This window comes from Herbaspirillum sp. (assembly GCF_035644555.1).
Taxonomy (GTDB): domain Bacteria; phylum Pseudomonadota; class Gammaproteobacteria; order Burkholderiales; family Burkholderiaceae_D; genus Herbaspirillum.
Genome location: NZ_DASQOH010000035.1, coordinates 22,721 through 48,568 on the forward strand (window position 1 = coordinate 22,721; position 25,848 = coordinate 48,568).

Annotated in this window: 26 protein-coding genes; 16 read left to right on the forward strand and 10 right to left on the reverse strand. The window is 63.8% G+C overall.

Annotated features, from left to right (window positions below; genetic code table 11):
* Positions 1-67: 67 nt before the first annotated feature.
* Entirely contained in the window at positions 68-274 is a 207-nt protein-coding gene (locus VE092_RS09115; protein WP_324875942.1) for a DUF3717 domain-containing protein, read from the reverse strand.
* Between the two features lie 309 nt (positions 275-583).
* Between VE092_RS09115 and VE092_RS09120 the strand changes: the two genes are divergently transcribed.
* The 5 genes from VE092_RS09120 to VE092_RS09140 all read left to right on the forward strand — a co-directional run bounded on the left by VE092_RS09120 (position 584) and on the right by VE092_RS09140 (position 6,596).
* On the forward strand, positions 584-1,840 hold the full coding sequence (locus VE092_RS09120) for an SfnB family sulfur acquisition oxidoreductase (RefSeq protein WP_324875944.1): 1,257 nt from the start codon (positions 584-586) through the stop codon (positions 1,838-1,840).
* Positions 1,841-1,857: 17 nt separating this feature from the next.
* Entirely contained in the window at positions 1,858-3,237 is a 1,380-nt protein-coding gene (locus tag VE092_RS09125; protein ID WP_324875946.1) for an LLM class flavin-dependent oxidoreductase, read from the forward strand.
* Positions 3,238-3,358: 121 nt separating this feature from the next.
* Complete coding sequence (locus VE092_RS09130; RefSeq protein ID WP_006463399.1) at positions 3,359-4,180, forward strand: MetQ/NlpA family ABC transporter substrate-binding protein; 822 nt, start codon at positions 3,359-3,361, stop codon at positions 4,178-4,180.
* A gap of 125 nt (positions 4,181-4,305) precedes the next feature.
* Positions 4,306-5,241: a DMT family transporter gene (locus VE092_RS09135; protein WP_324875949.1), complete on the forward strand. Its 936-nt coding sequence runs from the start codon at positions 4,306-4,308 to the stop codon at positions 5,239-5,241.
* Positions 5,242-5,252: 11 nt separating this feature from the next.
* Positions 5,253-6,596 (forward strand): DUF2863 family protein, encoded by a 1,344-nt coding sequence (locus VE092_RS09140; protein ID WP_324875951.1) that lies wholly within the window; start codon positions 5,253-5,255, stop codon positions 6,594-6,596.
* Here the strand turns inward: VE092_RS09140 and VE092_RS09145 are convergent.
* On the reverse strand, positions 6,593-6,916 hold the full coding sequence (locus VE092_RS09145; RefSeq protein ID WP_102664024.1) for a hypothetical protein: 324 nt from the start codon (positions 6,914-6,916) through the stop codon (positions 6,593-6,595). The genes VE092_RS09140 and VE092_RS09145 overlap by 4 nt on opposite strands.
* A gap of 427 nt (positions 6,917-7,343) precedes the next feature.
* On the opposite strand from VE092_RS09145, the gene VE092_RS09150 reads away from it, so the two are divergent.
* On the forward strand, positions 7,344-8,189 hold the full coding sequence (locus VE092_RS09150) for a transporter substrate-binding domain-containing protein (protein WP_324875954.1): 846 nt from the start codon (positions 7,344-7,346) through the stop codon (positions 8,187-8,189).
* Positions 8,190-8,331: 142 nt separating this feature from the next.
* On the opposite strand, the gene VE092_RS09155 is transcribed toward VE092_RS09150, so the two are convergent.
* The 4 genes from VE092_RS09155 to VE092_RS09170 all read right to left on the reverse strand — a co-directional run bounded on the left by VE092_RS09155 (position 8,332) and on the right by VE092_RS09170 (position 10,495).
* Positions 8,332-8,523 carry a hypothetical protein gene (locus tag VE092_RS09155; protein WP_324875955.1) on the reverse strand — a complete coding sequence of 64 codons (192 nt, stop codon included), beginning with the start codon at positions 8,521-8,523 and terminating at the stop codon, positions 8,332-8,334.
* The gene (locus VE092_RS09160) at positions 8,523-8,819 is read right to left on the reverse strand and encodes a hypothetical protein (RefSeq protein WP_324875956.1); all 297 of its coding nucleotides are present in this window, start codon (positions 8,817-8,819) and stop codon (positions 8,523-8,525) included. The genes VE092_RS09155 and VE092_RS09160 overlap by 1 nt, the downstream gene beginning before the upstream one ends.
* A 217-nt stretch (positions 8,820-9,036) precedes the next feature.
* Positions 9,037-9,819 (reverse strand): amino acid ABC transporter ATP-binding protein, encoded by a 783-nt coding sequence (locus tag VE092_RS09165; protein WP_006463392.1) that lies wholly within the window; start codon positions 9,817-9,819, stop codon positions 9,037-9,039.
* A 10-nt stretch (positions 9,820-9,829) separates the two neighbouring features.
* Positions 9,830-10,495, reverse strand: a complete 666-nt coding sequence (locus VE092_RS09170; RefSeq protein WP_234295106.1) for an amino acid ABC transporter permease — start codon at positions 10,493-10,495, stop codon at positions 9,830-9,832.
* Between the two features lie 377 nt (positions 10,496-10,872).
* Between VE092_RS09170 and VE092_RS09175 the strand changes: the two genes are divergently transcribed.
* Together VE092_RS09175 and VE092_RS09180 are read left to right on the forward strand one after the other, a co-directional pair.
* Positions 10,873-11,655 (forward strand): SDR family NAD(P)-dependent oxidoreductase, encoded by a 783-nt coding sequence (locus VE092_RS09175; protein WP_324875959.1) that lies wholly within the window; start codon positions 10,873-10,875, stop codon positions 11,653-11,655.
* Between the two features lie 71 nt (positions 11,656-11,726).
* On the forward strand, positions 11,727-12,992 hold the full coding sequence (locus VE092_RS09180; protein WP_324875961.1) for a D-amino acid dehydrogenase: 1,266 nt from the start codon (positions 11,727-11,729) through the stop codon (positions 12,990-12,992).
* Positions 12,993-13,014: 22 nt separating this feature from the next.
* On the opposite strand, the gene VE092_RS09185 is transcribed toward VE092_RS09180, so the two are convergent.
* Positions 13,015-13,455 (reverse strand): hypothetical protein, encoded by a 441-nt coding sequence (locus VE092_RS09185; protein ID WP_324875963.1) that lies wholly within the window; start codon positions 13,453-13,455, stop codon positions 13,015-13,017.
* A gap of 264 nt (positions 13,456-13,719) precedes the next feature.
* On the opposite strand from VE092_RS09185, the gene VE092_RS09190 reads away from it, so the two are divergent.
* Positions 13,720-14,295, forward strand: a complete 576-nt coding sequence (locus VE092_RS09190; RefSeq protein ID WP_324875965.1) for a cell division protein FtsI — start codon at positions 13,720-13,722, stop codon at positions 14,293-14,295.
* Between the two features lie 98 nt (positions 14,296-14,393).
* Here the strand turns inward: VE092_RS09190 and VE092_RS09195 are convergent, their stop codons facing one another.
* A complete protein-coding gene (locus tag VE092_RS09195; protein ID WP_324875967.1) occupies positions 14,394-15,059 on the reverse strand; it encodes a flagellar basal body L-ring protein FlgH in 666 nt (221 codons plus the stop codon).
* 289 nt (positions 15,060-15,348) lie between these two features.
* Between VE092_RS09195 and folE the strand changes: the two genes are divergently transcribed.
* Positions 15,349-16,098: a GTP cyclohydrolase I gene (gene folE, locus VE092_RS09200; protein ID WP_324875969.1), complete on the forward strand. Its 750-nt coding sequence runs from the start codon at positions 15,349-15,351 to the stop codon at positions 16,096-16,098.
* Between the two features lie 2 nt (positions 16,099-16,100).
* On the forward strand, positions 16,101-16,526 hold the full coding sequence (locus VE092_RS09205) for a BLUF domain-containing protein (protein WP_324875971.1): 426 nt from the start codon (positions 16,101-16,103) through the stop codon (positions 16,524-16,526).
* A gap of 82 nt (positions 16,527-16,608) precedes the next feature.
* Here VE092_RS09205 and VE092_RS09210 read toward each other — a convergent pair whose 3' ends face one another.
* A complete protein-coding gene (locus VE092_RS09210) occupies positions 16,609-17,838 on the reverse strand; it encodes an HD-GYP domain-containing protein (protein WP_324875974.1) in 1,230 nt (409 codons plus the stop codon).
* Between the two features lie 331 nt (positions 17,839-18,169).
* Positions 18,170-19,597, reverse strand: coding sequence for an MFS transporter (locus tag VE092_RS09215; RefSeq protein WP_324875976.1), 1,428 nt, complete (start codon positions 19,595-19,597; stop codon positions 18,170-18,172).
* 236 nt (positions 19,598-19,833) lie between these two features.
* On the opposite strand from VE092_RS09215, the gene VE092_RS09220 reads away from it, so the two are divergent.
* The 5 genes from VE092_RS09220 (at position 19,834) to VE092_RS09240 (ending at position 25,242) form a co-directional block, all read left to right on the forward strand.
* Complete coding sequence (locus VE092_RS09220) at positions 19,834-21,084, forward strand: ArgE/DapE family deacylase (RefSeq protein WP_324875978.1); 1,251 nt, start codon at positions 19,834-19,836, stop codon at positions 21,082-21,084.
* A 159-nt stretch (positions 21,085-21,243) separates the two neighbouring features.
* On the forward strand, positions 21,244-22,722 hold the full coding sequence (locus VE092_RS09225) for a HAMP domain-containing sensor histidine kinase (protein ID WP_324875980.1): 1,479 nt from the start codon (positions 21,244-21,246) through the stop codon (positions 22,720-22,722).
* On the forward strand, positions 22,712-23,212 hold the full coding sequence (locus tag VE092_RS09230) for a hypothetical protein (protein ID WP_324875982.1): 501 nt from the start codon (positions 22,712-22,714) through the stop codon (positions 23,210-23,212). Before VE092_RS09225 ends, VE092_RS09230 begins: the two co-directional genes overlap by 11 nt.
* A gap of 49 nt (positions 23,213-23,261) precedes the next feature.
* Complete coding sequence (locus VE092_RS09235) at positions 23,262-24,656, forward strand: sigma 54-interacting transcriptional regulator (RefSeq protein WP_324875984.1); 1,395 nt, start codon at positions 23,262-23,264, stop codon at positions 24,654-24,656.
* A 241-nt stretch (positions 24,657-24,897) separates the two neighbouring features.
* Positions 24,898-25,242, forward strand: a complete 345-nt coding sequence (locus VE092_RS09240) for a BON domain-containing protein (RefSeq protein ID WP_324875986.1) — start codon at positions 24,898-24,900, stop codon at positions 25,240-25,242.
* The last annotated feature ends 606 nt before the right edge of the window (positions 25,243-25,848 follow it).

A 25,848-nucleotide genomic window follows, 5' to 3' on the forward strand; every position in this document is an offset into this window, starting at 1 on the left:
ACATCATCAAGGAGTCTAGGATAACGCGCTTACGGCCACGTGACCGTATCGATCTGCCGGCGGCGGCTCAGCTGGCCAGCCACGCCTCGATCAGCTGGCGCGCCTGCGTATCGATCTGGTCCAGGTCGACCTCGTGGCGGCGATGGAAGATCATCAGCGCGTACAGCCCGGCGAGGGCATTGACTTCGGGGGATAGTGCGCACTCCTCTCCGCTGGCCGGGCGCTGCTGACGCCAGTAGTTGATTGCATCTTCGAGTTCGGTGAGGGTGAGCATGGCGGTGATTCTTGATAAAGACTTAAGCTGAAACGTCGGCGCATTCTAACGCATTTCGCCCCCGAATACTGGTTGGAAATACAGTGCTGCCGCGCTTGCCCGAGGGCATCAACCCATGGCCCGGCGCTGGTCGCGCCATGGACAGCATGCGAAAAGCAAACAAGCACATGCGTAATGCTTCGTTCGGATTCACAGGTCGCTTTGCTCTAATGAACGTCTGCTGACGCAAGGCTTGCGCCACTGGTCTCCCATTTTCCATTGAGCTTGCCCCGACCAGCCCTGACTTCTCCCCGAACCTTATCGCCCGCCATGACCCAGACTGCTGCCGCTTCCACCTCCCTGATCGATACCCTGCCGCCGCCCTCGGCCACCTCCACCCGCCTGGTCGCCCGCATCCGCGACGAGGCCGAGGCGCTGGCCGCTGCCCGCAAGCTGGCCGAGGATTTCCGCCGTGAAGCCGGCCTGCGCGACCGCGAACGCAAGCTCCCCTGGGACGAGCTGGAGCGCTACGTGCGTTCCGGCCTGTGGGGCATCAGCGTGCCGCGTGAATACGGTGGTGCCGGTGTGTCCTATGGCACGCTGGCTGAAGTGATCGCCATCATCTCCGCTGCCGATGGCTCGCTCGGACAGATTCCGCAGAATCACTTCTATGCGGTGGAACTCATCCGCGTCAACGGCAACGAAACGCAGAAGCGTTTCTTCTTCGAGCGCGTACTGCAGGGCGACCGCTTCGGCAATGCCCTGGCCGAGCTGGGGACACGCACCTCGCACGACCGCAAGACCAGCCTCGCACCCAACCCACACGGCCCCGGCTACCGCATCAACGGTCGCAAGTTCTACGCCACCGGCGCACTCTACGCCGACTGGGTTCCGACCTCGGTGATCGACGAACAGGGCGTGCAGCAACTGGCCATCGTTCCGCGCCATGCCGCCGGCCTGACTGTCATCGATGACTGGTCCGGCTTCGGCCAGCGCACCACCGGCAGCGGCAGCGCCGTATTCGACAACGTACAGGTCCCGGCCGACGCCGTGATCGGGTTTGCCTCGGCCTTCACGCGCCCCACCCAGATCGGCCCGCTGGCGCAGATCCTGCACGCCGCCATCGACTTGGGCATCGCCCGCGCCGCCTATGCCGACCTGCTGGAATTCGTGCGAACCCGATCGCGTCCCTGGATCGACAGCGGTGTCGAACGCGCCGGTGACGATCCGTTGACCCTGCGCGAAGTAGGCGACCTGACCATCCAGTTGCATGCCGCCGAAGCATTGCTGCAGCGTGCCGGTGACCGGCTCGACACCGCCGCCGCAGAGCCGACCGAGGACAGTGTGGCCGCTGCCTCCATCGCCGTGGCCGAGGCGCGGGTCTTGACCACTGATGTCTCGCTGGCCGCCGGCAGCAAGCTCTTCGAACTGGCCGGTTCGCAGGCCACTCTGGCGGAGCACAACCTCGATCGCCACTGGCGCAATGCCCGTACCCACACCCTGCATGATCCGGTGCGCTGGAAATACCACGCCATCGGCAACTACGTGCTCAACGGCCAGAAGCCACCGCGTCACGGCGCGCTCTGAGCCATCCGGGAGCCATCATGAGCAGGAAGGAAATCCGCCTCAACGCATTCAACATGAACTGCGTCAGTCACATCAATCACGGCCTGTGGACGCATCCCCGCGATCGTTCGCAGGACTACACCGATATCGCCTATTGGACCGGTCTGGCGCGCCTGCTGGAACGCGGCAAGTTCGATGGCCTGTTCCTGGCCGACATTGTCGGCGTCTACGACGTCTACCAGGGCAATACCGACCTCACCCTGCGCGAAACCATCCAGTTGCCGGTCAACGATCCCATGATGCTGGTGTCGGCCATGGCTGCCGTGACTGACCACCTGGGCTTCGGCATCACCGCCAACCTGAGCTACGAAGCCCCGTTCCTGTTCGCACGCCGCATGTCCACCCTGGATCACCTGAGCAAGGGACGCGTGGGCTGGAACATCGTCACCGGCTATCTCGACAGCGCCGCCCGCGCCATGGGCCTGCACGAACAGCTGGAACACGACCAGCGCTATGACCGCGCCGACGAATTCATGGAGGTCGTCTACAAGCTCTGGGAAGGCAGCTGGGAAGACGGTGCCGTGCTGCGCGACCGCGCGCGCCGCATCTATGCCGACCCGGCCAAGGTGCACAAGATCGCCCACCATGGCGACTACTATCACGTCGAGGGCATCCACCTGAGCGAACCCTCGCGCCAGCGCACGCCGGTGCTGTACCAGGCCGGTTCCTCCGGGCGTGGTCAGGCCTTCGGCGCGCGTCATGCCGAGTGCGTCTTCATCTCCAGCCAGAGCAAGGATGCCACCCGCAAGCTGGTGCAGAGCATACGCGACGGCGCCGTGCGCGAGGGGCGCGATCCGGAGGCGATCAAGATCTTCATGGGCCTGACCGTGGTCACCGGCCGCACCGAGCAGGAAGCCCAGGACCGCTATCGCGAATACGCCAGTTACGCCAGCCCGGAAGCCGGCCTGGCCCACTTCTCGGCCGGCACCGGTATCGACTTTTCGCGTTACGACCTGGATGAACCGATCCGCCCTGCCAAGACCAACGCCATCCAGTCGCTCACCAAGGCGGTCACGCAACCGGAATCGAACTGGACCAAGCGCAAGCTCCTGCAGCAACTCGAACTGGGTGGCCGCTATGCCAGCATCGTCGGCGCCCCGGATCGCATCGCCGATGAACTGGAAAGCTGGGTCGCCGACACCGGCATCGACGGCTACAACCTGACCCGCACGGTGACGCCGGAGAGTTTCGAAGACTTCGTCGATCTGGTCATTCCGGTATTGCAGGAGCGCGGCTCCTACAAGCGCGAATACGCGCAGGGCAGCCTGCGCGAAAAACTCTTCCAGCGTGCCGCGACCCTGCCGCAAGAGCACGTAGGCGCGGGTTTCCGGAAGGTGGCGGCAGTCGAACACGCCTGATTCCATCACGGGGGCTGGCGCGTGTTGGCACATGCGCGCAGCACATATGCAAAGCGGAAATCATTCCTTCCGCCCCGCTTGAGCGGTCGCTACATTGGACCTTTTTCAATCGGGGAAGACAATGAAATTCAACGCAGCGAAATGGATTTCCGGCATCGCCCTGTGCGCGCTCGCCAGCATTGGCGGGACGGCACAGGCCGCACCGGATCAGGTGATCCGCGTCGGCGTCACCAGTGGTCCGCACGCACAGATCTTTGAGCAGGCACGACGCGTCTTCGAACGCGACAATCCAGGCTACAAGGTCAAGATCATCGAGTTCAACGACTACATCCAGCCCAACGCCGCCCTCGATGCGGGCGAACTCGACGCCAACAGCTACCAGCATCGCCCCTTCCTCAATGCCCAGATCAAGGCACGCGGCTATAAGCTGTATGCCGAGGGCAAGACCATGATCGGCCCGATGGCGATCTATTCGAAGAAGTACCGTAAGCTTGAGGACGTCCCCACCGGTGCCAAGATCGGCATCCCCAACGACCCCGCCAACGAAAGCCGCGTGCTGTTGCTGCTGCAGAAGCATGGCGTCATCAAACTGCGCGCCGGCATCGACCCGCTCATCGGCACCAACGCCACCCCCATCGACATCACCGAAAATCCGAAGAAGTGGAAGTTCGTCGAGATCGACGCCGCGCAACTGCCACGCACGCTGGATGACCTCGATGCCTCCGCCATCAACGCCGACTACGCTTCCAAGGCCGGCTTCAATCCCGCCCGCGACAGCCTGGTGGTGGAAAGCGGCGACAGCCCCTACGCCTGCCTGATCGCCGTGCGCGAGAAGGATCGCGGCCAGCCCTGGCTGGGCAAGCTGGTGCAGGCCTATCAGTCGCCGGAGGTGAAGCAGTACATCGAGACGGAGTTCAAGGGCGGGATTCTGGCGGCGTGGTAAACATGAGCGGCGAATGCCACCGTGCGTCACGTTTCGGTCGGTAGCTCTTGAGCGGGTAAAATGCTGGCTCCCCCAGCGCGCCACATTTCACGGCGCCTGGTCCCGAGACAAACATCAAACCGCACATGAGCTACACCCCCAGCCGCCCCATGGGCTACGGCTGCCTGATCCTGAGCATGTCCATGGTGGGCGCCTACGTTGCGCTGACCAAACCGCTGGCGGCGATGCTGCCGGTGTTCCTGCTGGCCTGGCTGCGCTTTGGCATCGGCGCCATCGCCATGCTGCGCTGGCTGAAGAAACCTGCCGATGAAAAGCCCTTGAGCTCGCAATCGCGCTGGCTGGTCTTCCTCGAATCCTTCCTCGGCAATTTCCTCTTCACGCTGTGCATGATCACCGGTGTGTCGATGACCAATGCGGTCTCGGCCGGTGTGATCATGTCGGCGATTCCGGCGGTGGTGGCGGTGATGAGCTGGGTCTTCCTGAAGGAGAAGATCAGCCTGCGCGTCTGGGGTGCGGTGGCCTGCGGCGCCATCGGCATCGGCTTGCTGTCGCTGGCCAAGGATCATCACGGAGCAGCGGCCGCAGCCAGCCACGGCCAGTACGCGTGGCTGGGCAATGTGCTGGTGTTCTGTGCGGTGCTGTGTGAGGCCGCCTATGCCGTCATCGGCAAGAAGCTGACCGCCGTGCTCACGCCCAAGCGCATCAGCGCCGTCATCAACCTGTGGGGGCTGTTGCTGATGACGCCCATGGGCCTCTATACCGCGCTGCAGTTCGACTTCGTCTCGGTGCCGGCCAACATCTGGCTGTTGCTGGTGTTCTACGCGCTGGCCGCCAGTGTGTGGACCGTGTGGCTGTGGATGACCGGCCTGAAGGTGGTGCCGGCCGCGCGTGCGGGCGTGTTCACGGTGATGCTGCCGATATCGGCAGCCGTGGTCGGTGTGCTGGCGCTGGGCGAGAGCCTGTCGGCGCTACAGGCCACGGCCTTTGCGGTGGCCCTGGCGGGGATGTTCCTGGCGACCTTGCCTGGCCGTTCCAGTTCTGAAAAATTACCGCTGCATTGAGCGAGGAAGACATGAATCAAGCCAAGCGCCCCTCCGGCAAATCACCCTCGAACGCAGCCCGGAAACCGGCTGCCAGCCAGTCCCGCCCGGCGGCCAAGCCGGCCACCCAGGGTCCGGTGCGCGACAAGCCCCGCACCCACGTCTCCACCGAAGCGGCACGTCGGCGCCAGCATCAGGCCCACGCGGCCTCGCAGAGCCTGGACGAAGATGAACTGCGTGTGCAGCAGATGGTGGCCCTGGCCAGCGCCGTGGCCGCCAGTGCGCCAGACCATCGCGGTCGCCGTACCGGCCAGGATGAGCTGGAGCGCATGGTGCGCAATACCCTGCGCGAGCGCGACGACGATACCCTCTACGAGGCCCTGGAGCAGTTGCGCTACGACGACCAGCGTGGTCATGCCTTCTTGCGCGAGGTGGTGGAAGAGGGCGCGGACATCATCGTGCTGCGACGGGGAGAGAAGGAGCTGGAGATCAACGCCTTCCTGATCCCGCTGCTGGTGCGCACCCGTGGCGGCCTGAAGGAAGCGCTGGCACTGGCCGATGGCGATGCCTTCGATGCGCTGCGTACCAGCCTGCAGGAGGCCGGTCTGGAAAGCACCGGCGCGCGCGTGGTGCTGGTGCACCATCTCTATCACCCTGAAGAAATCAATGCGCTCAGCTTCAGCGAAGTCGAGGCCATGAACCGCGACGCCTTCGCCTCGCTCACCGACAAGAAGATACTGAGCGTGCCGGCCATCGAGCGCAGCATGCGCGGCTGGCCGGAGAGCGCTTTCGGAGCTGACGATGAGGCGCTCGAATTACGCTTCCTGCTGGGCTTCGCCTTGAAGGACGTGGACGATCCCTTCTATGCCATTCCGGCGGAAGAGGCGGCAGCCGATGCCTATTTCGAAGCGCGCGCGCAGCGCTTCCGCCAGTGGAGCGAGCAGATCACGCCGCTGATGCAGCAATGCCTGACCGGGCAATCCGGCGAGGCGGCGCAGTGCCAGCTGCACTTCCTGTACCAGGACCTGTTCCACGGTGCCAAGCAGACCGGCAATGCGGAATATCGTACGTTGCAGATGCTGTCGGAACTGGAGGCTGGGCTGGCGCAGGCAGGTGCGCAGGCCGCGCAGGCCAGCGCCTTCTTTGCCATCGACGATGCAGAGGGCGAGATCCAGTTGCAGGTCGTGCTGCGGGGTGCGCAGGGGCTGCTGGCGCGTTCGGTGCAGCCTGTCGACGGGGATGTGCAGGTGGTCCTGTTCGATGCTGCCGATGCCGTCGCTTCGCTGGGTGTAGCCGCAGTGAAGCTGGCCGAGGCGATCGATGCCGATGGCCAGCCGCTGTGCGAGCGCGATTTCCCGGCGGCCTCGGGCTCCTAGTCCAGCAGCGCCTGCAAGCTCACACCCGTGGGCTGGCAGCGGAAATACAGGTCCACCTGCATCGGCCGCCAACCGCGCACCAGCTGGCGCAGGTCGGCCTGCATCTGCTGCCGGCCGCAGAAGTCGCGGGCCTTTTCACGCGCTGCCGCGGTGAGGGCAGGGATGGACATGGTGTAGCTCACGCCCGTGGCCGAGACCTGATAGAGCTCGTCCTGCCCGGCGCTGACTTCGCTGAAGTTGGCGCAGCCGCCCAGGGCGACCGCGCTCAGGCAGGCGAGCACGATGCCGCCCCTACGCTGGCTGGTTTGTTCAATACGCATGAAATCCCCCCGTTGACTGGTCCTCGCGTGCGTGTGCATGGCAATCGTGGCATTGCCGTGCGGCGTCGATGCGAGAGGTCCCAGATTAAGCTTGCGGGTTTCCGTGCAGCGTCGGCCTTACCCGGTTTTACCCGGATGGCGTGGCTGTAAGAAAATCTTCAACCGGGCTTGCACGCATGCGCAGGCTGTCAGATTTCGTTCAACGGTGTGAGTCCGCGACTGTTTGTGCGGTAGCCGGGAAGATTTTCCTGCCTGCTGGGAGGCAGCCGCACTCGGGTCCCTGCGGCTGGCAATTGCCCGGGCGGGCCGCCTGCGGCTGGGCTAAAATCCTTGACGCCGTCCGGCGTGGGCCGGGCGCAGACCACTTGCGCAACGCTGCCGTCCACGCGGTGGCGGCGCCATCCGCCAAATCAGGGAGAACAGAGAAATGACCAACCGTCGCAGTTTCATCACCAGCGTGGCCGGCCTTGCCGCTGCCAGCGCGATTCCGAACGTCTTCGCCCAGGCCGCCGCTGCGACCGGCTCAACCGAACCGACCCTGGCCCGCGTGCAGCGTACCAAGACCCTGCGTATCGGCGCCGTGCGTGGTGCTGCACCTTACTACAACAAGGATCTGGCCAGCGGTGAATGGGGCGGCTTCATGATCGACTTCGCCAAGAGCCTGGCGGCCAGCCTGAACGTCAAGCTGGACATCACCGAAACCACCTGGGGCAACTCGGTGCTGGATTTGCAGACCCACAAGATCGACCTGTTCTTCGGCATGAATCCGACCCCGGCACGCCGCGAAGTGATCGGCTTTACCGAACCGCTGTTCCTGAATGCCTTCACCGTGGTCTCCAAGAAGGAATTCAAGACCTGGGCCGAGCTGAACAAGCCGGAAGTGAAGATTGCCGTGGACATCGGTTCTTCGCACGACCAGATGATCAGCCGCGTCTGCCCCAATGCCACCATCGTGCGCCTGGAGAAGGCCGATGACGCCACCCTGGCGCTGCAGACCGGGCGTGTCGATGCGCAGGTGCTGGTGTGGCTGCTGGCGCTGAACATCCTGAAGAAGAACCCTTCGCTGGGCAAGATGTACGTGCCGCAACCGCTGGAGGCGACCTCCACCAACATCGGCGTGCCCAAGGAAGAAGACAAGGCCTGGGTCGAGACCATCAACAAGTGGATTGTGGCCGAGCGCGCTGCCGGCAAGATCAAGCCGACCGTGCTGGGCAACCTGCAAAAGCTCTCCGGCGTGAAGCCGGAAGATGTGCCGCCGCAGATCCCGCTGTAAGTGCAGGCCGGCGTCCCGCACGCCAGCACTCGGACCGCACCAGCGATGGTGTGGTTTTTTTTGCCTGTGCAGGGCCGGGTTGAGAACTTTGCTTAATTCGGGGAAGGGATGGAACTGCCCGTCGAAGGCCGGGCGTTTGTCGTCAATTGAGACGTTTGAATTCGCTGGAGCGGATCACCACTTCCAGCAAGGCCTCGAGCCTGATCATGCGCTCGGTCAGATTTTCTATCCTGGCCTGTTGCTGGCGGATCGCTTCGCTTTGTCGCGTGACCTTGTCTTCCAGTTTGATGATGGCTGTCAGTGCTGCCCACAGCCGCCCGGTGAGACCGAACATCAGGACCTCGCCGCGCTGACCTGACGTTGCGCCTCCAGTGCCTCCAGGCGGGCGTTGCTGGCGGCAACAAAGTCCAGCGTCTCATCGATGGCGACACAAGCCCGCTCGGCAGCCTGTCGGGCCTGGCTGGCCAGTTCGCCCAGCGCCTCATCCATCTGTCCGCCTTCGTAGGCCAGTGCGCCCTTGCACATCAGGTCCGGTACATCCAGGCCGAGCCTGCGCGCCTTGGCGGAGATGACCAGCTTTTCACGGGTGGTCGCCCTGACCACGATGGTTTCGTTGGCAGACGTTTTCATTGCGTTTCTCCAGAAAGGACGGTTGCGGGAAAGCGGTACGCTGCCTGATCCGGATAACCATGTCGAGTCGGCACTGGCTAAACTGCGCAAGAACTCGATTTTTTTCAGCGCCCGTCCCGTCTGTCGATGGCACCGGAAATGAAAATGGCGCGCCACCGAAACAGGTGACACGCCATTCTCATGAATTACGTTGAACGTAATTCAATGTAACAGGTAATCAAGCATTGAAACGTGACAGGAAGGCCTGGGTCGCCGCCTGCTGCGGATTGTCGATCACCTGCGACGGCGGTCCGGCTTCCACCACCACACCGTCGCGCATGAAGACCACCTGGTCCGCGACTTCACGGGCGAAGGCGATTTCGTGGGTGACCAGGATCATGGTCATGCCGTCGGCGGCCAGGCTGCGGATCACGTTGAGCACTTCGCCCACCAGTTCCGGGTCCAGTGCCGAGGTGGCTTCGTCGAACAGCATCACGTCCGGTTGCATGGCCAGGGCGCGGGCGATGGCGACGCGCTGCTTCTGGCCGCCGGAGAGCTTTTGTGGATACATGTCGGCACGGTCGGCCAGGCCGACCTTCTGCAGCAGCTCCATGGCCTGCGTGCGGGCCTGCGCCTTGGGCGTGCGCAGCACGGTGACCATGCCTTCCATCACGTTTTCCAGCGCCGTCATGTGCGGGAACAGGTTGAAATGCTGGAACACCATGCCGGTGCGGGCGCGGAAGGCGGCCAGTTCACGATCCTTGGGCAGACGAGACTTGCGGCCGTCGAATTCGAAGTGGCGCTCGCCGATGCGTACTGCGCCCTGGTCGGGCACGGTCAGCAGGTTCAGGCAGCGCAGCAGGGTGGACTTGCCCGAGCCGGATGGCCCGATCATGGCGACCACGCTGCCCTTGCCGATCTGGATGGAGATGTCCTTGAGCACCACGTGCTCGCCGAAGGCCTTCTTGAGATTGCTGATCTGGATCATCGCGTTGGCGTTGTTGTTGACCTGGGTGTTCATCCTGTTCTCCTCAACCATGCTGCGCCGACAGGCGATTTTCCAGGCGCTTGGCCCAGATGGTGGCTGGCAGCAGGATGACGAAATAGATGATCGCCACCAGCGTGTAGATTTCCAGCGGACGATAGGTTTCGTGGGCGATGATCTGGCCCTGGTACAGCAGATCCGGCACGGCCAGCACCGACAGCAGCGAGGTGTTCTTGAGCTGCATGATGGACTGGTTCACCAGCGGCGGCGTCATGCGCTTGAAGGCTTGCGGCAGGATCACGCGCTTCATCAGCTGGAAGCGCGTCATGCCCAGGGCCCAGCCGGCTTCGGACTGGCCCAGGTCGATGGAGACGATGCCGCCGCGGATGATCTCGGAATAGAAGGCGCCGCCGTACAGCGCCAGCGACAGCATGGCGGCGGTACCGGCCGACATCTCGATACCCAGCAGCACCGGCAGCGCGTAGTAGAACCACACCAGTTGCACCAGCACCGGGGTGCAGCGGAACACTTCGACGAAGGCCCGCAGCGGACCGGAGATGAAGGGGTTGGTGGACAGCCGACCCAGACCGACCACCAGGCCCACCAGCAAGCCGAGGGCAATACAGGCAACCGTATAGCTCAGCGTATAGACGAAGCCGATGCCGATGATGCTCCTGAATTGCCAGAGCGAGCCGAAGTCCCATTGATACATCTGTGTTTTTCCTTGGTTACGAAACGCGTGATTCCAGCGAAGGGCGGGGGCCGGCTCCGTGGAAGAGGGATGCCCGCATCGCATGCACGAACCATGCCCTGTGCGCCCGGGGCGCATGCTGGCATGGGTCAGGTAGAAGGTCGGACATGGGAAGGGGCGTCATCACATGGACCAGCATGGCCGGTGGCGCATGCCGTGAATCCTGAAAATCCGGCCATTGTAATGGAGAACGGTCGGCCGGCACATCGCGCAGGACAGCAATCGACAGCCCGCAAGCCCACGCCGCGACTGGCTTTGGCTAAAATGGCGGGATTGCGCCGACGTGCATCCACGTCAATTCCCGGCATCCGGGAACGCGCCTTCTTTTCTTCAGGACCATGAGCGCATCTTCCCCCGCCATCGATGGCGAAACCGTCCGTACCATTCTCATCACGGGCGCTGCCCGCGGCATTGGCGCGGCGGTCGCCACCACCGTGGCCGCGCCCGGCGTGGCCTTGATCCTCCATGCGCGCAGCGAGTCACCCGAGCTGCAGGCGGTGGCGCAACACTGCCGCGCTCTGGGGGCGCGCTGCACCCTGGCATTGGGCGACCTGGCCGATCCGCAGACCGCCGCACATCTGCGTGATACGGCGCTGCTGCAACACGGCCGCCTCGATGCGTTGGTGGCCAATGCCGGCTTTGCCGATCGCAAGCGCATCGGCGAGCTCTCCGAGGCGGACTGGTCGCGTTCGCTGGATGCCTTGTTGAGCGGCTTCTTCCGTCTGGTCACGGCGTGCCGCGAGCCGTTGATGGCCAGTGGACAGGGCAGGGTGGTGGCGGTGAGTTCCTTCGTGGCCCATGTGTATCGGCTGGGCGAATCGGGCTTCCCGGCGTCGGCGGCGGCCAAGGCCGGCATCGAGGCGCTGGTCAAGTCACTGGCGGTGCAACTGGCACCGGCAGGCGTGACGGTCAACGCGGTGGCGCCGGGCTACGTTCAGAAGAGTGATCCGGCCAAGTCGGCCATCGATCCGGCAGCGTGGCAGGCGGCATTGGCGCGTATTCCCATGCAGCGCCTGGGCCAGCCGCAGGAGATTGCCAATGTGATCGGCTTCCTGCTGAGCCCGCCGGCGTCCTATGTCACCGGCCAGGTGTGGCATGTGGATGGTGGCCTGACGCTGTAGTGCACATGCTGTCATCCACGAAATAATTTATAAGATTTACGTCATTCATCTTTCTTCGAGAAGTCCAAACCATGCGCATCATCGTGCTGGGCGCCGGCATCGTCGGCGTCACCACTGCTTATTTCCTCCGCGAGCGCGGCCATGAAGTGGTCGTGGTTGAGCGCCGCGCCGAAGTGGCGGCCGAGACCAGCGTGGGCAATGCCGGACACGTCTGTCCGTCCTACGCCACGCCCTGGGCCGCACCGGGCATGCCGGGCAAGTCGCTGAAATGGTCGGTGCAGAGCTGGCTGGGCATCGAGGCGGCGCTACGCTTTACACCGCGCCTGGATGCGCACCAGTGGAGGTGGCTGCAGCGCTTCCTGGCGCAATGCACGCCTGAGCGCTATGCCATCAACAAGGCCCGCATGGGGCGTCTGGCGCGCTACAGCCATGGCCAGTTGAAGCAGATCCGCGAACGCCTGGACATCCGCTACGAACAGACCACTGGCGGCAACCTGCAGCTGTTCCGTACGCAGGAGGGACTGGACAATGCCGGCCTGTCGACCCAGGTATTGGCCGAAGCCGGCGTGCCTTTCGAATTGCTGGATGCCGATGGCTGCGTGGCCTTCGATCCCGGCCTGCACGCAGCGCGTCACGAACTGAAGGGGGGGCTGCTGTTGCCCCTGGACGAGACCGGCAACTGCCCGCTGTTCGCGCGCGCCCTGGCGGCCTGGCTGCAGGCGCACGGCGTGGAGTTCCACTTGTCCACAGAGGTGCAGGCCATCGAGGTGGCCGGTGGTCAGGTCAGCGGCGTGCGCACACGGAACGCCACGCTGCGCGCCGATGCCTACGTGGTGGCCTGCGCCAGTGCTTCGGTGCCGATGTTGAAGCCGCTCGGCCTGGACCTGCCCATCTATCCGGTCAAGGGCTATGCCATCACGGTGCCGGTGGCAGACCCTGCCAGCGCACCGCGCAGTGGCGTCATGGACGAATACTACAAGGTGGCCATCACGCGCATGGGCCAGCATATCCGCGCCGCCGGCACGGCTGAGATCGGCAGCTGGGACACGCGCGTCACGCCGCGCGATTGCGCCACCGCACTGAAGTCGCTGAAGAATCTTTATCCACAGGGCGCCGACCTGGCCAAGGTGGAATACTGGGCCGGCCTGCGACCGATGACCCCCGATGGTGCACCGCTGATCGGCGCGACCCGTTATCCGAATCTCTGGCTCAATGCCGGCCATGGTTCCAATGGCTGGACCACGGCCTGCGGTTCCTCGCGTCTGATCGCCGACAAGATATCGGGTGTGGCCAGCGAGATCGAGAGTGCCGACCTGGAGCCGCAGCGCGTGATCTGAGTGGATCGTCGCCGGGCTGGCGTCAGCGATCGAACAGCGCGTCGACGTTGGCGCCGTTGCTGAAGGTGCTGACCGCCCAGCCGGTCGGCGCCTTGTAGAAGATGAACATCCAGGGGATGGCCTGGCGCTCGGTCTTTTCGATGTAGGTCAGCTTGATGAGGGATTCACCGACCTTTTCCGAACGGATGAATTCATAGCCGACCGAATTGCCGACCAGGGCTTCGATGGCCATGCGCGAACTGCGGGCGTTGGTGCGGGCCGTTTCGAAGGCGCGGATATCGACCAGCGCATACGGCGAGAGCATGCCGTAGGCGTCGTCGGTACGGCCGGCACCGGCCTGGGCCATGACCTTGTCGGTCAGGGCGCGCACTTCGGCTTCGGACTTGAGGGTGTCGGCCTGCGCGGCCGGCAGCGCGACCAGGGCCAGCGCGGCCAGCAGGGTGCGGGGGAGGAAAGCGGACATGGAAATCTCCTTGGAGGAAGGGCACAAGGCGCCACAGGCGGCTATTGTGCCAGCACTGCCAGCGCCGTGGGCTATGCGCAGTGCGCTCAAACCGGGGACGCTTTGCGTCATGCTGCCTGCTGTTAAGCACGCAAGCGGCCAGCGTAAATACAGGTAAAACGGAACGGCCGCCCTGCCGTGCGCCGCTATGATGGGCAGCCTGTGATCCGGCCACCCGCGCCATGCGGGATGCGGCACATCGGATTGCGCTCGGGGGAGAGCATCATGCGCACCATCATCACTGCCACCTTGCTGGTTTCATCGCTGGCGGGTTGTGTCGTCACTTCCGGTAATGCTCTGGTGGATGCCGTCGGTCTGGTGGGCTCGGCGGCGTCCAGCGTCAAGGCGATGACACCCAACACGACCCAAAATCCCATCGTCTACAGCAAGGATCCGATCCGCGAGGTCTGCATCGAGTGGAATGGCTCGGTGGCTCTGAGCGATTTCGTGCCGGGCTTGCAGGGCGAGCTGCAGAAGCACGGGGTGCAAAGCCGGGTCTATGATGCCGGCACCCAGGCGCTGGCCTGCCCGGTGACCCTGAGTTACGTCGGTTACGTCAAGTGGGATACCAAGGTCTTCACCGATGCTTACACCCCCTATCTCACCTATGCCGCCCTGACCCTGCGGCGCGACGGTCGCGTGCTGGGCACGGCGCAATACCGGCTGGGGTCCTTCGGCCAGGACAAGTGGGCTTCCGCCGGCGACAAGCTGGCGCCCCTGATTGATGCGCTGTTCCCGGGCAACCCCATCGTGGCGGATAATTCGCCGGACAATATGCGGAGCGCCGCCAACGGTTTCTGAGGGCAGGGCGGAGCTGGATGGGCCCCATCACGATCCTGAAGCATCCATGAACAACGGCAAGCCTGGCTTGCCGTTGTTCATGGTCCGCGCCGCCGTGCTTACCAGATCGTCAGCAGGCGCCGGAAGAAGTTGTTGTCGGTGCTGGCATCGGCGATGGAACCGCCGCCGACCTGTTCCAGCCGCGCATCGGCGACATTGGATGAGGCCACGATGCCGCCCCGGATATCGCGTGTGCGCACCACGCCCGAGAAGCGCAGCGTGTTGATGTTGCCGTTCACGCCAATGCGTTTTTCACCGGCCACCACCAGGTTGCGGTTGGGCAGCACCTCCACGATGGAGACCATCAAGGTGCCACTCATGGTGTTGGTGTTGCTGCTGTCGCCCGAACCCTTGAAGGTGTTGTTGCCGGATGCCGAATAGTTGGCGTCGTAGAGTTGCGTGAACAGGCCGCCCAGCGGCGCGCCCGAACCTGGGCCCTTCTGCGTGAGCGAACTGTCGCGGCTGTTGCTGGTAGCGGCCTTGTTGCTGCTGCTGATCGATTCGGAGATGTCGATCTTGATGATGTCGCCGACGTTGTAGGTGGTCGGTTCCTCGAACAGCTGGGCGCTGGAGACCCGGAAGATGGCGCCGTTGTTTTCCACGTTGGGCACCTGGTAGGCCGGGCGCACGCTGGTGGGCCCGCTGATCATCGGCGCCGGGCTGTTGCAGGCCGACAGCGAAACGGCCAGCGCGCAGGCGCCGGCAAGGCGAAACTGGAATGTCATGGCGATCCCCCGGTGGGCGGCCTGGCTGGATGCCCGGCGCGCATGGCCGCCGACACCGTGGCGGGCGTGGCAGCACTGGCAGCGATGATGGTGGGGAACCGTGTAAGCAGCGGTTAGGTCGTTGTAAAGTGCGGAAAACTATCATCAACGGTAGTTAAGTGCCGACCTTGCGGAGCGCTGGATTGACTCGGGCTTGACGCAGGTTCGGCGTCGATGCGGTGGCGCATTTCCGTGCATAATGGCGCCACTCCCAACTCTGCGGTCCCGCCGGGCGTGATCGCATACCATCATGGCAACAGAAAAACACCAGGCCGCGGCCACTCCCGAGGCTGCCACCGCCGCACCGAGCGTGCACGAGCAACTGGTCTCGGCCCGCATCCGCCAGCGCATCAAGGCGGCCGGCGTGCGGTTCCACGCCAACGACAATATTGCCGCCTTCATCAAGGAGGGTGAACTGGAGCAGTTGCAGGCCGAAGTGCAATCCAAGCTGGCTGCTGTCCTGGAGAGCCTGGTGATCGATGTCGAGAGCGACCACAACACCCAGGACACCGCCAAGCGCGTGGCCAAGATGTACCTCAATGAAGTCTTCAAGGGCCGCTATCAGGTGGCGCCGCCGGTGACCGAGTTCCCCAACATCGAGCGCCTCAACGAGCTGATGATCGTGGGACCCATCACGGTGCGTAGCGCCTGCTCGCACCACCTGTGCCCGATCATGGGCAAGGTATGGGTCGGCGTGATGCCCAACGAACACTCCAACCTGATCGGCCTGTCCAAGTATGCGCGCCTGCTGGAGTGGGTGATGAGCCGTCCGCAGATCCAGGAAGAGGCGGTTTCGCAGGCGGCCGACCTGCTGATGCAGAAGCTGCAGCCGGACGGCCTGGCCATCGTCATGGAGGCCGACCACTTCTGCATGCACTGGCGCGGCGTCAAGGACATGGATTCGAAGATGATCAACAGCGTCATGCGTGGCTCCTTCCTGCGTGATGCCAACCTGCGCCGTGAATTCCTGGCGCTGATTTCCCAACGTCAACGAGGTTAATCATGCTGGTTCGTCTGATCTACGCAAGCCGCGCACGCGAGACCATCACCCACGAGACCATCGAAGGCATCCTGGCGGCGTCGCGTCAGCGCAATCCGCAACAGGGCATCACCGGGGTGCTGTGCTATAGCGATACCATCTTCGTGCAGGTGCTCGAAGGCGGGCGCGACCAGGTCAATCGCCTGTATGGCCGGCTGCTGGGCGATGCGCGGCACCAGGACGTGATCCTGCTGGCCTATGAGGCTATCGACGAGCGCCAGTATTCTTCCTGGACCATGGGCAAGATCCGGCTGGACAAGATCAATCGTTCCCTGCTGCTGAAGTATTCGGTCACCGGCGAACTCAACCCCTACGAGGTGTCGTGCTGTTCCACCGTGGCATTGTTGAATGAGCTGGCGTCGACGGCGGCATTTGCGCAACGTGACTGAGACCGGTTTGCGGCAGCACTGACATGGGAACGGCGCCAGGAAGAGAACCTGGCGCCGTTTCTTTTTGGGCAGTAAACAGGCCCTAGAGCAGGTCGATGCTGGGCAGGCTGCGGATGCCCCACTTGGCCGGGTCGGCGTAAGCCACGATCTTGTCGTTGCCGTGGGACAGATCGATGATTTCCGTTTTCAGTGGCATGCGGCTGAGGGTCGAATAGAACAGCTTCACGCGAGGCGTGAGCAGGTGGTCGGGACGCTGGTCCACCACCACGCCGAGGCGGCCCGATTGCAGGATCACGCAGGATCCGGTCGGATAGATGCCGATGGCCTTGACGAAAGCCTGCATGGTCACCGGGTCGAAATGCCCGGCGCTGCTGGCCATGTGGCGGATCGAGCGGGCCGGGTCCCAGCCGGCCTTGTAGGGACGGTTGGACGTGATGGCATCGTAGACGTCGCATACCGCGCCCATCTTGGCCATGATGGAAATGCTGTCGGCCTTGAGGTTGAAGGGGTAACCGCTACCATCGATCTTTTCGTGATGGTGCAGCGAGACATCCAGCGCGACCTCACCGATGCCTTCGATCTGTTGCAGGATGTTGTGGCCCTGCACGGTGTGCGAACGGATGGAGGCGAATTCTTCTTCGGTCAGCTTGGCGGGTTTGTTGAGGATGTCCAGCGGCACGGCCATCTTGCCGACGTCGTGCAACAGCCCGGCCATGCCGGCTTGCCGGGTCTGTTCCTGGCTCATGCCCAGCTGGTTGGCCAGCGAGATCATCATTGCGCAGACCGCCACCGAATGCATGTAAGTGTAATCGTCGGTGGTCTTCAGGCGGGCCAGGCTGATCAGTGCATCGGCATTGCGCGAGACCGAGGAGGTGATCTCGGTCACCAGCTCGGCGGCATCCTTGACGTCCACCGCCTTGCCCATGCGTGCTTCGGAAAACATGTTGAGCACGGTGGACTTGGAGGAGGAGATGATGCGTGCCGCGCGCTCCCGTTCCACGGTGGTCTCGGTGCGCTGCGGCGGCCGACGGGCGGCGGCAGCTGCGAGAGCGGCGGCTTCGGTCGCCAGCGCCAGCGCTTCGCCGTCGTGTTCCTCGTCCTCGTCTTCTTCCAGATGCTCGGGCGCGACGTCGCGGCCCTTGGCGGTATCGATGGTGACCTCATCCACCGGGCAGTCGCGCAGTGTCTGCAGGTCTTCCAGACTTTCGATCTTGAATGACTTGCGCCAGAAAGGATGTTTGATCCATCCTCCGGGGATGGAATGGACGTACATGCCCAAACGCAATTGTTCTAAGGCGATGGATTTCAACATATCGAATTCAGGTCTTTGCCTGTCGCTGGTTACCGTACTGAAAGCGGTTCGATTTCCCTGATGAAATTGACGCCGATATTATGGGTGAATGCCTCATGGGACAGCTCCGGTTCAATGGCTGAGCTGTCTGGTTTTATCGTAACAGAATGCGTTTTGCTTTAGGCCGCCTGCACACGAATTGCGCGAGGAAATTTGCGTTTGTTTTCCCAGATATTTATGCGTGGAAAATGTTTGGCGCGTCGTGTGCCGGGAAACTGACAAAACGCTGTCGGGAACAGCCACCGCATGGGAATTTGGCCAGGCGGTGGCCGTGAGGAACGGTGAGAAAAACTTATTTTTTCAGCGGTGGTGCATAGGGGTTTTTGGTCAGCAGGCGCAGGAAGCTGGCGATGCACGCCACCCCTGCGAATGCGGCACCGAATCCCAGTGCCAGCCGCGAGCCTTGAGCTTCGGAAAGATTGAAGCACAGCGCGACCAGTGCCGCTCCCACGCTCTGGCCGAGCAGGCGTGCGGTGGCCACGATGCCGGAGGCGCCGCCGCTGCGGTGCGGGGGGGCGCTGGTCATCAATGCCTTCAGGTTGGGTGATTGGAAGAAGCCGAAACCCATGCCGCACAGGAGCATGCGCCAGCTGATTTCCCACACCGTGGGCGCGGCCGGCATGAAGGTCATCGACAGCAGGCCCGCGCACAGCAGGGCCAGCCCGACACCGCCGAGAATGCCGACCGGATAGCGGTCCGACAGCCGCCCCGCGATGGGCGCCATGATGGCGACCGCCACCGGCCACGGCGTCATCAACAGACCGATCTCGACCTGGCTGCGTCCGAGGTCGTGATGGAAGAAGAAGGGCAGTGAGACGAAGGCCAGGCCTTGCGCGGCGAAGGAGCAGATGGCGGTGATCGTCGAGAGCGAAAACATCGCATGGCGGAACAGGTCCACCGGCAGCATCGGCGCCGGATGCGATAGCTCACGCCTGAGCAGGAACAGCCCGCAGACGATGGCAGCGGCCAGTTCCAGACCGACCACGCTGGCCTGGGCCTGGTGCGCGCCTTCGCCGATGGCCAGGATCAGCAGACCGAAGGCCGCCGCGTTGAGCACCGCGCTGCGCAGGTCGAAGGCGTGGGTGGACAGGTTGGTATGCGGCAGTGAGGGTAGGGCCAGCACGACCGCCAGTACGCCCAGCGGTACGTTGACCGCAAACAGCCAGGGCCAGGGCGCAATGGCGAGGATGCCCGAGGCCACCGAGGGGCCGACCGTGAAGGCGATGGCCACGATGAGCGTGTTCAGGCCGACGCCGCGTCCCAGCGAACGGGTCGGATAGATGAAGCGGATCAGCGCGGTGTTCACGCTCATGATGCCGGCCCCGCCCAGGCCCTGGAGGAAACGCGCCATCACCAGGGTGGGCAGCGACCAGGCCACCGCGCACAGCAGCGAAGCGGCGGTAAACAGCACCAGGCCCCAGACATAGATGCGGCGATAGCCGACGATCTCGCCCAGCGCCGCCAGCGGCAGCAACGACACCATCATCGCCAGCTGGTAGGCGGTCACGATCCAGACCGAGGCGGCCGGTGTGGTGTTGAGGTCCAGCGCCATGGCCGGCAGGGCGGTGTTGGCGATGGCGGTGTCCAGCGTGGCCAGGCCCACGGCGATGCCCAGCGCCAGGATGGCGCGGCCGCGTTGTTCCGGCGGCAGGCCTTCGCCGGCGATGACGATGTGATGTTTGGGACTGGTGGTGCCGGGGGCGGAGGGCAGGGTGGACATGGGTCTTGGATATCGGGCGAAGGCGTGCGTGCCGGCATGACGCCCGGGAGGTCTGCCGCCGCTGGTGTGCTCTTGGAATTCTGCAATGAAGACGTATGCCGCTCGGCTAGGCGGCGCCGCACAATGATAGCGGGGAACGCCCGAGTGCGCTGGCGGCGGCCACGAGCAGGGCGGCTGCGCTATGATGGCGGTTTGCGCCGGCGTGGCTGGCGCGTTTTGATCACGGAGTCGTCAGCATGTCCAAACAGCAGTTGTCGGAGCGCCTGTGCGCATGGATCGATCAGCATTTCGACGAGGAGGTCGGCGTGCTGCAGCAGTTGATCCGCATCCCGACCGATACGCCCCCCGGCAACAACGCCCCGCACGCCGATGCGGTGGCCGAGCTGGTGCAGTCCTGGGGCTGGAATGCCGAGAAGCATCCGGTGCCGCAACAGCAGGTGCGGGACTACGGCATGCAGAGCATCACCAACCTGATCGTGCGTCGCCCCTATGCCGAGGGCGGTCCGACCCTGGCCCTGAATGCACATGGTGATGTGGTGCCGCCCGGCGAGGGCTGGTCGCATGACCCCTACGGCGGCGAAGTGGCCGATGGCCGCATCTATGGCCGGGCAGCGGCAGTCTCCAAGAGCGATTTCGCCAGCTATATCTTCGCTACCCGCGCGCTGGAGGCGCTGGGCGCCTCGCTGCGCGGTGCGGTCGAGCTGCATTTCACCTACGACGAGGAGTTCGGTGGCCTGCTCGGCCCGGGCTGGCTGCTGGAGCAGAAGCTGACCAAACCGGATTACGTGCTGGCAGCCGGCTTCAGCTATAACGTGGTGACCGCCCACAACGCCTGCCTGCAGTTCGAGGTGACCGTGCATGGCCGCGCCACCCACGGCTCCATGCCCGAGACCGGTCACGATGCGCTGCAGGCCGCCAATGCCGTCCTCAACGCCATCTATGGCGCCTTGCCCGGCCTGAAGGACATCCGTTCCTCCATCCCCGGCATCAGCCATCCGACCATGATCGTCGGCCGCATCGATGGTGGCACCAATACCAATGTGGTGCCGGGCAAGGTGGTGCTGAAGATGGATCGTCGCATGATCCCCGAGGAAGACCCGGCGCAGGTCGAGGCCGGCGTACGCAAGCTGATCGAGGATGCCGTGGCGGGGCTGCCGGGCATCCGCGTGGAAATCCGCCGGCTGCTGCTGGCGCGTGCACTGCGCCCGCTGCCGGGTCACGAGAAGCTGGTGCAGAGCCTGCTGCGCAATGCCGAGACGGTCATGGGCGAAACGCTCACCACCAACGGCTCGGCGCTCTATACCGATGCCCGCCTGTATGGCGAGCAGGGTATCCCGGTGGTGCTATTCGGCGCCGGCCCGCGTACGCTGATGGAATCCAATGCCAAGCAGGCCGACGAGAACCTGGCCCTGGATGACTTGCGCAAGGCGACCAAGGTGGTGGCGCTGATGCTGCTGGATTTCCTGGGACCGCAAGACCAGGCCTGATGCGATCCCGGCCGGCGCATCGCGGCCGGCTCGACAAATGATTACAATGTGTGCCCGCGACCTGAGGGCCGACGTTTCCTGTCGGCATGTTCCGGGCCGGGTGGGGCCTTGCGCCCACCCGGGTAACGAAGCAAGTCTTGAGGGACCGAGATCAATCGCATGTTGAACGCCATCGAGCACACTCATCCGCCCACACCGGCGCCGACGCGCAAGCCCGGCTATCTCGGCTTGTCGTTCCGGCAACTGCTGCTGGCTGCGTTCCTGCTGATCGCGGCGCTGCTCAGCGGCACTTCCATCCATGCCCTGTTCACGCTGGACCGCATGTCGGCCAACAGCCGCGAGACCGCCCGGCAGGCCGTGCAGCTGACCGAGGCGGCGCAGCGCCTGGCCGAGCGCACGGTGGCCATGGAGCGCAGTGCGCGCCAGTTCCTGGTACTCGACGATGCGTCCTTCCAGGAGCGGTTCAATGAGGCGCGCGAGCAGGCCCGACAGGCGCTGGGCGAACTGTCCGACGCCCTGCCGATGGCGCCGCGGGAAATGTTCAGCCAGTGGGGACTGTATGTCGATGAGGCCGCTGCCGTGCTGGAGGCCGATTCGCGCAAGGACAAGGGCGAGCAGGCCAAGCTGTTTCAGGACTTCGCCCGCCTGCCGGCCTTGAACGAGCGCATTGCGCTGGAGAGCCGGCGCGAGGTCGATCGCCGCAACAATGCGCTGTCTGCGGCGCTGGAACAGCAGCGCCAGTTGCTGACCGCCCAGGTGGTGGGCGCCATCGTGCTGGCGGTCTTGCTGGCGTTTTGCTTCGGCCTGTGGCTGTCGCGGCCGATGGCGCGCCTGGAGCAGGCCATCGGCCGGCTCGGGGATAACCGCTTCGATCAGCCCATTGACGTGCGCGGCCCCGCCGACATCCGCCGCCTGGGCCAGCAGCTGGACTGGCTGCGCCAGCGGCTGGCGGATCTGGAGGCCGAGAAGTCGCGCTTCCTGCGCCACGTTTCGCACGAACTGAAGACGCCGCTGTCGGCCCTGTGCGAGGGCGCGGCCCTGCTCGATGACGGCGTGGCCGGGCAACTCACCGATAACCAGCGCGAGATCGCCCGCATCCTGCGCCAGAACACGCAGTCGTTGCAGACCCAGATCGAGGATCTGCTGCGCTATAACGAGGTCTCCTTCGATGCCCAGCGCATCCACCCGGTGCCGGTGGACCTGCGTGCCTTGCTGCACAAGGTGATCGACGACCAGCGCCTGCAATGGCTGGCGCGCCAGCTGAAAGTGGAGATTGAGGGGGCCGCCCGTACCGTGGTAGTGGATCCCGAGAAGATGGCCATCGTGCTGGCCAACCTGTTGTCCAATGCCGTACGTTTCAGCCCGCAGGGCGGTTTTATCCGCTTCATGCTGGCCGAGGCGCCGGGGATGGTCAGGGTCGAATGCATCGATCAGGGGCCGGGCGTGGCTCCCACCGACGCGGCCCGCATCTTCGAACCGTTCTACCAGGGCCTGCACCAGCCACCTGGCGCACGCCGGGGCAATGGCATCGGCCTGTCGGTGGTGCGCGAGTACGTGCAGGCGCACAGCGGCAAGGTCTATCTGGTCCCGCGCGAGGGCGGGGCGCATTTCCGAATCGAGTTGCCTGATGAAAAATAAGATACTGATCCTGGCTTCCTGCATGCTGCTGGCCGCCTGCACGACGCAGCCGCAAGCACCGACCTCCACCGTCCAGCTGATCCACGCCAGCAGCAACATCGACGAACTGCTGGCCTATAACGCCCAGCTGCGCAAGATGTCCCCAACCGAACTGGGGCGCGAGCTGCAACGCCTGAACAGCTATCCGGCCGGCCCGGCCACCACGGTGCGGCGTGCGATGGCGCTGTCGCTGACCCGCGACGGCATCGACCTGGCCAAGGCCGAAGCCCAGCTATGGAACGTCATGGCCGATCGCAGCGTCGAAGCGGAGAAGCTCAAGCCGCTGGCGCAGTTGTTGGTCGGTCATTATTCCGACCTGCGCCGGGTGGCTGACAGTGCCGAGAAGTCTTCGGTGCAGCTCAAGGAAGCCCAGCGCAAGGTGGATCAGCTCAACGACAAGCTGGAAGCGCTGAAGAATATCGAACGGACCCTGCCGGCCGGCGGCAAGTGAGGCCAGCCCCGCCGGGGTCCGTTCCTTTTTGACTGGAACTGGAGTCCCGATGGGAAAGACTGCCCCCCTCATGCTGGTCGATGACGATCCCGACCTGCTGCGCCTGCTGACGCTGCGGCTCAATGCCAGTGGTTACCGCATCCTGGCCGTGGAAAGCGCTGAAGCCGCGCTGGCCCAGCTGGCCATTGCATTGCCGGCGCTGGTGATCACCGATGTGCGGCTGCCGGGCATGGACGGCCTGGCGCTGTTTGCCGAGATCCGCAGTCGCTATCCGGCTTTGCCGGTGATCCTGCTGACCGCCCACGGCACCATCCCTGATGCGGTGGATGCCACCACCAAGGGCGCCTTCGCTTATCTGACCAAGCCCTTCGATGGCCATGTCCTGCTGGATAAGGTGGCCCAGGCCCTGAGCCTGTCGGCGCCAGCCCAGGAGGCGCCGGACGAAGCCTGGCGCGCCGGGATCATCAGCCGCAGCCAACGGGTGGACGAATTGCTGGCCGAGGCCCGGCTGGTGGCGGCCTCGGATGCCAGCATCTTGATTCGCGGTGACAGCGGTACCGGCAAGGAGCTGCTGGCCCGTGCCATCCACAGCGCCAGTCCGCGCGCCCACCAGCCTTTCATCGCCGTCAATTGCGGTGCCATTCCGGAGCAGTTGCTGGAGTCGGAACTGTTCGGCCATGTGAAGGGCGCCTTCACCGGGGCCGTGGAGCATCGGGAGGGGTTGTTCCAGGCGGCCGATGGCGGGACCCTGTTCCTGGACGAGATCGGCGACATGCCCATGGCCCTGCAGGTCAAGCTGCTGCGCGTGCTACAGGAAAAGACCGTGCGCCAGGTTGGTGCCAATCAGGCCACGGAGGTCGACGTGCGCGTGATCTCCGCCACCCATCGCGATCTGGAAGCGGCCATGACCGAGGGCCAGTTCCGCGAGGACCTGTATTACCGGCTCAACGTGGTGACGCTGCAGTTGCCTGCGCTGGAAGAGCGGCGTGAGGACATCGCTCTGTTGGCCAATCATTTCCTCAAGAGCATTGCCGCCAGGTATCCCAAGCGCCTGACCGGGTTCGCCCCGGATGCGCTGGAGGTGCTGAGCCTGGCGCATTGGCCGGGCAATGTGCGCCAGCTTTATAACGTGGTCGAGCAGGTCTGTGCGCTTTCGACCGCGCCATTGATCCCGGCCTCGCTGGTGCAGCGCGCGCTGCGCGTACCCACCCTGGACCTGCTGCGCTATGCCGAGGCCAAGCAGAAGTTCGAGCGGGACTACCTGGTGCGGCTGCTGAAGCTGACGGATGGCAATGTATCGGACGCGGCCCGCCTGGCCGATCGCAATCGCACGGAGTTCTATCGCCTGCTGCAGAAGAATGGCCTCGACCCGCGCCGCTTCCGGGGCGGCGACGAGCCTGTCCCGTTGCCTGTCGCGATGGAGCGACAGGACGGAACCGTTTGAAATCAAGCACTTGCGTGAATTAGCCTGGACGGAGTCGCAGCCACCCGACAGAAATCGCCGTTTTTCGCCGGCTGGTGATCTCTGCCGTGTCTATCATTATTTCCAAGTGATTGATTTCAATGGGAAAAATGCCGTCTGGCATGGCCCTTGCGATACCGGTGACACATGCCGCTCTGTCGCACTCTATATAGGAGTCGAAGGAAGAGCGGTGCCACAATGACTGATTCATAAGGAGAACGCCATGAACAAGACCATCTTTGCCGCCCGCCTGCTGGCTGCCAGCTTTCTGATCGCTGCCGCCGCGCCGGCGGTCCAGGCCGCCGACACCACCCGGGCCGACATGCCTACTGCGCAGAAGGCCGGCGCCTATATCGATGATTCCGTCATCACCGCCAAGGTGAAGGCTGCGCTGGTCGAGGACAAGCAGATCTCGTCGCTGAAGATCAAGGTCAGCACCAAGGATGGGGTCGTGACACTCAAGGGCTCGGTTCCTAGCGCCGAACTTGGCCAGCATGCATTGCAATTGGTGGCGGGCGTGGACGGAGTGCGCGATGTGAAGAGCGACCTTACTGTGAAGGCGGGTTGAGAATAGTGTCAGGGTACCCGGCTCGGCCCGGTTCCTCTGAACGGATGGGAAAGTGGAAGCAAGAGGCCATCCCGCGAGGGATGGCCTCTTGCTTTTGCGGTGGTCTGATTGCCCTGCATCCGACGCAATCGGCGCGCGTAGCGGGTTTGCCGGAGCTTGTGCAGACCGTAGCGGTCCCGTTGCTAAATTATTTTCGAATATTTTTCAAAAAGTGCTTGCGCGGTGAGGAGGGCGTTGCTATAGTTCGCCCCCTGCTGACGCGACACACGAAGCGAAGTTGAAAAACAGAGCGACGAAAGTGGGCGAAGCAGGTGAGTAGTGAGGCAGTTGGAAGGGCGTTTTAAATGGAAGTCGTCAAGCGGTAGCAAAAGCGAAGACGAAAAAATTTAAAGCGAATCGCAAAAAAGTAGTTGACGCGATGAACTAACTGCTACATAATCTCGTTTCTCTGCTGCTGACGAACAAAACGATTCGCAGCGATGCAAACAGCGCCAGGCGCGTTTGATGCAGATGATCTTTAAAAATTAACAGCCGATAAGCGTGGGCGTTTAATGAAGTGCGACAGAACCTCGGTTCTGGAAACTTTAAATATTAAATGCTCACAAG

Coding starts and splice junctions, on each gene's coding strand:
- VE092_RS09115 (WP_324875942.1), bottom strand. CDS start 274: ATGCTCACCCTCACCGAACTCGAAGATGCAATCAACTACTGGCGTCAG.
- VE092_RS09120 (WP_324875944.1), top strand. CDS start 584: ATGACCCAGACTGCTGCCGCTTCCACCTCCCTGATCGATACCCTGCCG.
- VE092_RS09125 (WP_324875946.1), top strand. CDS start 1,858: ATGAGCAGGAAGGAAATCCGCCTCAACGCATTCAACATGAACTGCGTC.
- VE092_RS09130 (WP_006463399.1), top strand. CDS start 3,359: ATGAAATTCAACGCAGCGAAATGGATTTCCGGCATCGCCCTGTGCGCG.
- VE092_RS09135 (WP_324875949.1), top strand. CDS start 4,306: ATGAGCTACACCCCCAGCCGCCCCATGGGCTACGGCTGCCTGATCCTG.
- VE092_RS09140 (WP_324875951.1), top strand. CDS start 5,253: ATGAATCAAGCCAAGCGCCCCTCCGGCAAATCACCCTCGAACGCAGCC.
- VE092_RS09145 (WP_102664024.1), bottom strand. CDS start 6,916: ATGCGTATTGAACAAACCAGCCAGCGTAGGGGCGGCATCGTGCTCGCC.
- VE092_RS09150 (WP_324875954.1), top strand. CDS start 7,344: ATGACCAACCGTCGCAGTTTCATCACCAGCGTGGCCGGCCTTGCCGCT.
- VE092_RS09155 (WP_324875955.1), bottom strand. CDS start 8,523: ATGTTCGGTCTCACCGGGCGGCTGTGGGCAGCACTGACAGCCATCATC.
- VE092_RS09160 (WP_324875956.1), bottom strand. CDS start 8,819: ATGAAAACGTCTGCCAACGAAACCATCGTGGTCAGGGCGACCACCCGT.
- VE092_RS09165 (WP_006463392.1), bottom strand. CDS start 9,819: ATGAACACCCAGGTCAACAACAACGCCAACGCGATGATCCAGATCAGC.
- VE092_RS09170 (WP_234295106.1), bottom strand. CDS start 10,495: ATGTATCAATGGGACTTCGGCTCGCTCTGGCAATTCAGGAGCATCATC.
- VE092_RS09175 (WP_324875959.1), top strand. CDS start 10,873: ATGAGCGCATCTTCCCCCGCCATCGATGGCGAAACCGTCCGTACCATT.
- VE092_RS09180 (WP_324875961.1), top strand. CDS start 11,727: ATGCGCATCATCGTGCTGGGCGCCGGCATCGTCGGCGTCACCACTGCT.
- VE092_RS09185 (WP_324875963.1), bottom strand. CDS start 13,455: ATGTCCGCTTTCCTCCCCCGCACCCTGCTGGCCGCGCTGGCCCTGGTC.
- VE092_RS09190 (WP_324875965.1), top strand. CDS start 13,720: ATGCGCACCATCATCACTGCCACCTTGCTGGTTTCATCGCTGGCGGGT.
- VE092_RS09195 (WP_324875967.1), bottom strand. CDS start 15,059: ATGACATTCCAGTTTCGCCTTGCCGGCGCCTGCGCGCTGGCCGTTTCG.
- folE (WP_324875969.1), top strand. CDS start 15,349: ATGGCAACAGAAAAACACCAGGCCGCGGCCACTCCCGAGGCTGCCACC.
- VE092_RS09205 (WP_324875971.1), top strand. CDS start 16,101: ATGCTGGTTCGTCTGATCTACGCAAGCCGCGCACGCGAGACCATCACC.
- VE092_RS09210 (WP_324875974.1), bottom strand. CDS start 17,838: ATGTTGAAATCCATCGCCTTAGAACAATTGCGTTTGGGCATGTACGTC.
- VE092_RS09215 (WP_324875976.1), bottom strand. CDS start 19,597: ATGTCCACCCTGCCCTCCGCCCCCGGCACCACCAGTCCCAAACATCAC.
- VE092_RS09220 (WP_324875978.1), top strand. CDS start 19,834: ATGTCCAAACAGCAGTTGTCGGAGCGCCTGTGCGCATGGATCGATCAG.
- VE092_RS09225 (WP_324875980.1), top strand. CDS start 21,244: ATGTTGAACGCCATCGAGCACACTCATCCGCCCACACCGGCGCCGACG.
- VE092_RS09230 (WP_324875982.1), top strand. CDS start 22,712: ATGAAAAATAAGATACTGATCCTGGCTTCCTGCATGCTGCTGGCCGCC.
- VE092_RS09235 (WP_324875984.1), top strand. CDS start 23,262: ATGGGAAAGACTGCCCCCCTCATGCTGGTCGATGACGATCCCGACCTG.
- VE092_RS09240 (WP_324875986.1), top strand. CDS start 24,898: ATGAACAAGACCATCTTTGCCGCCCGCCTGCTGGCTGCCAGCTTTCTG.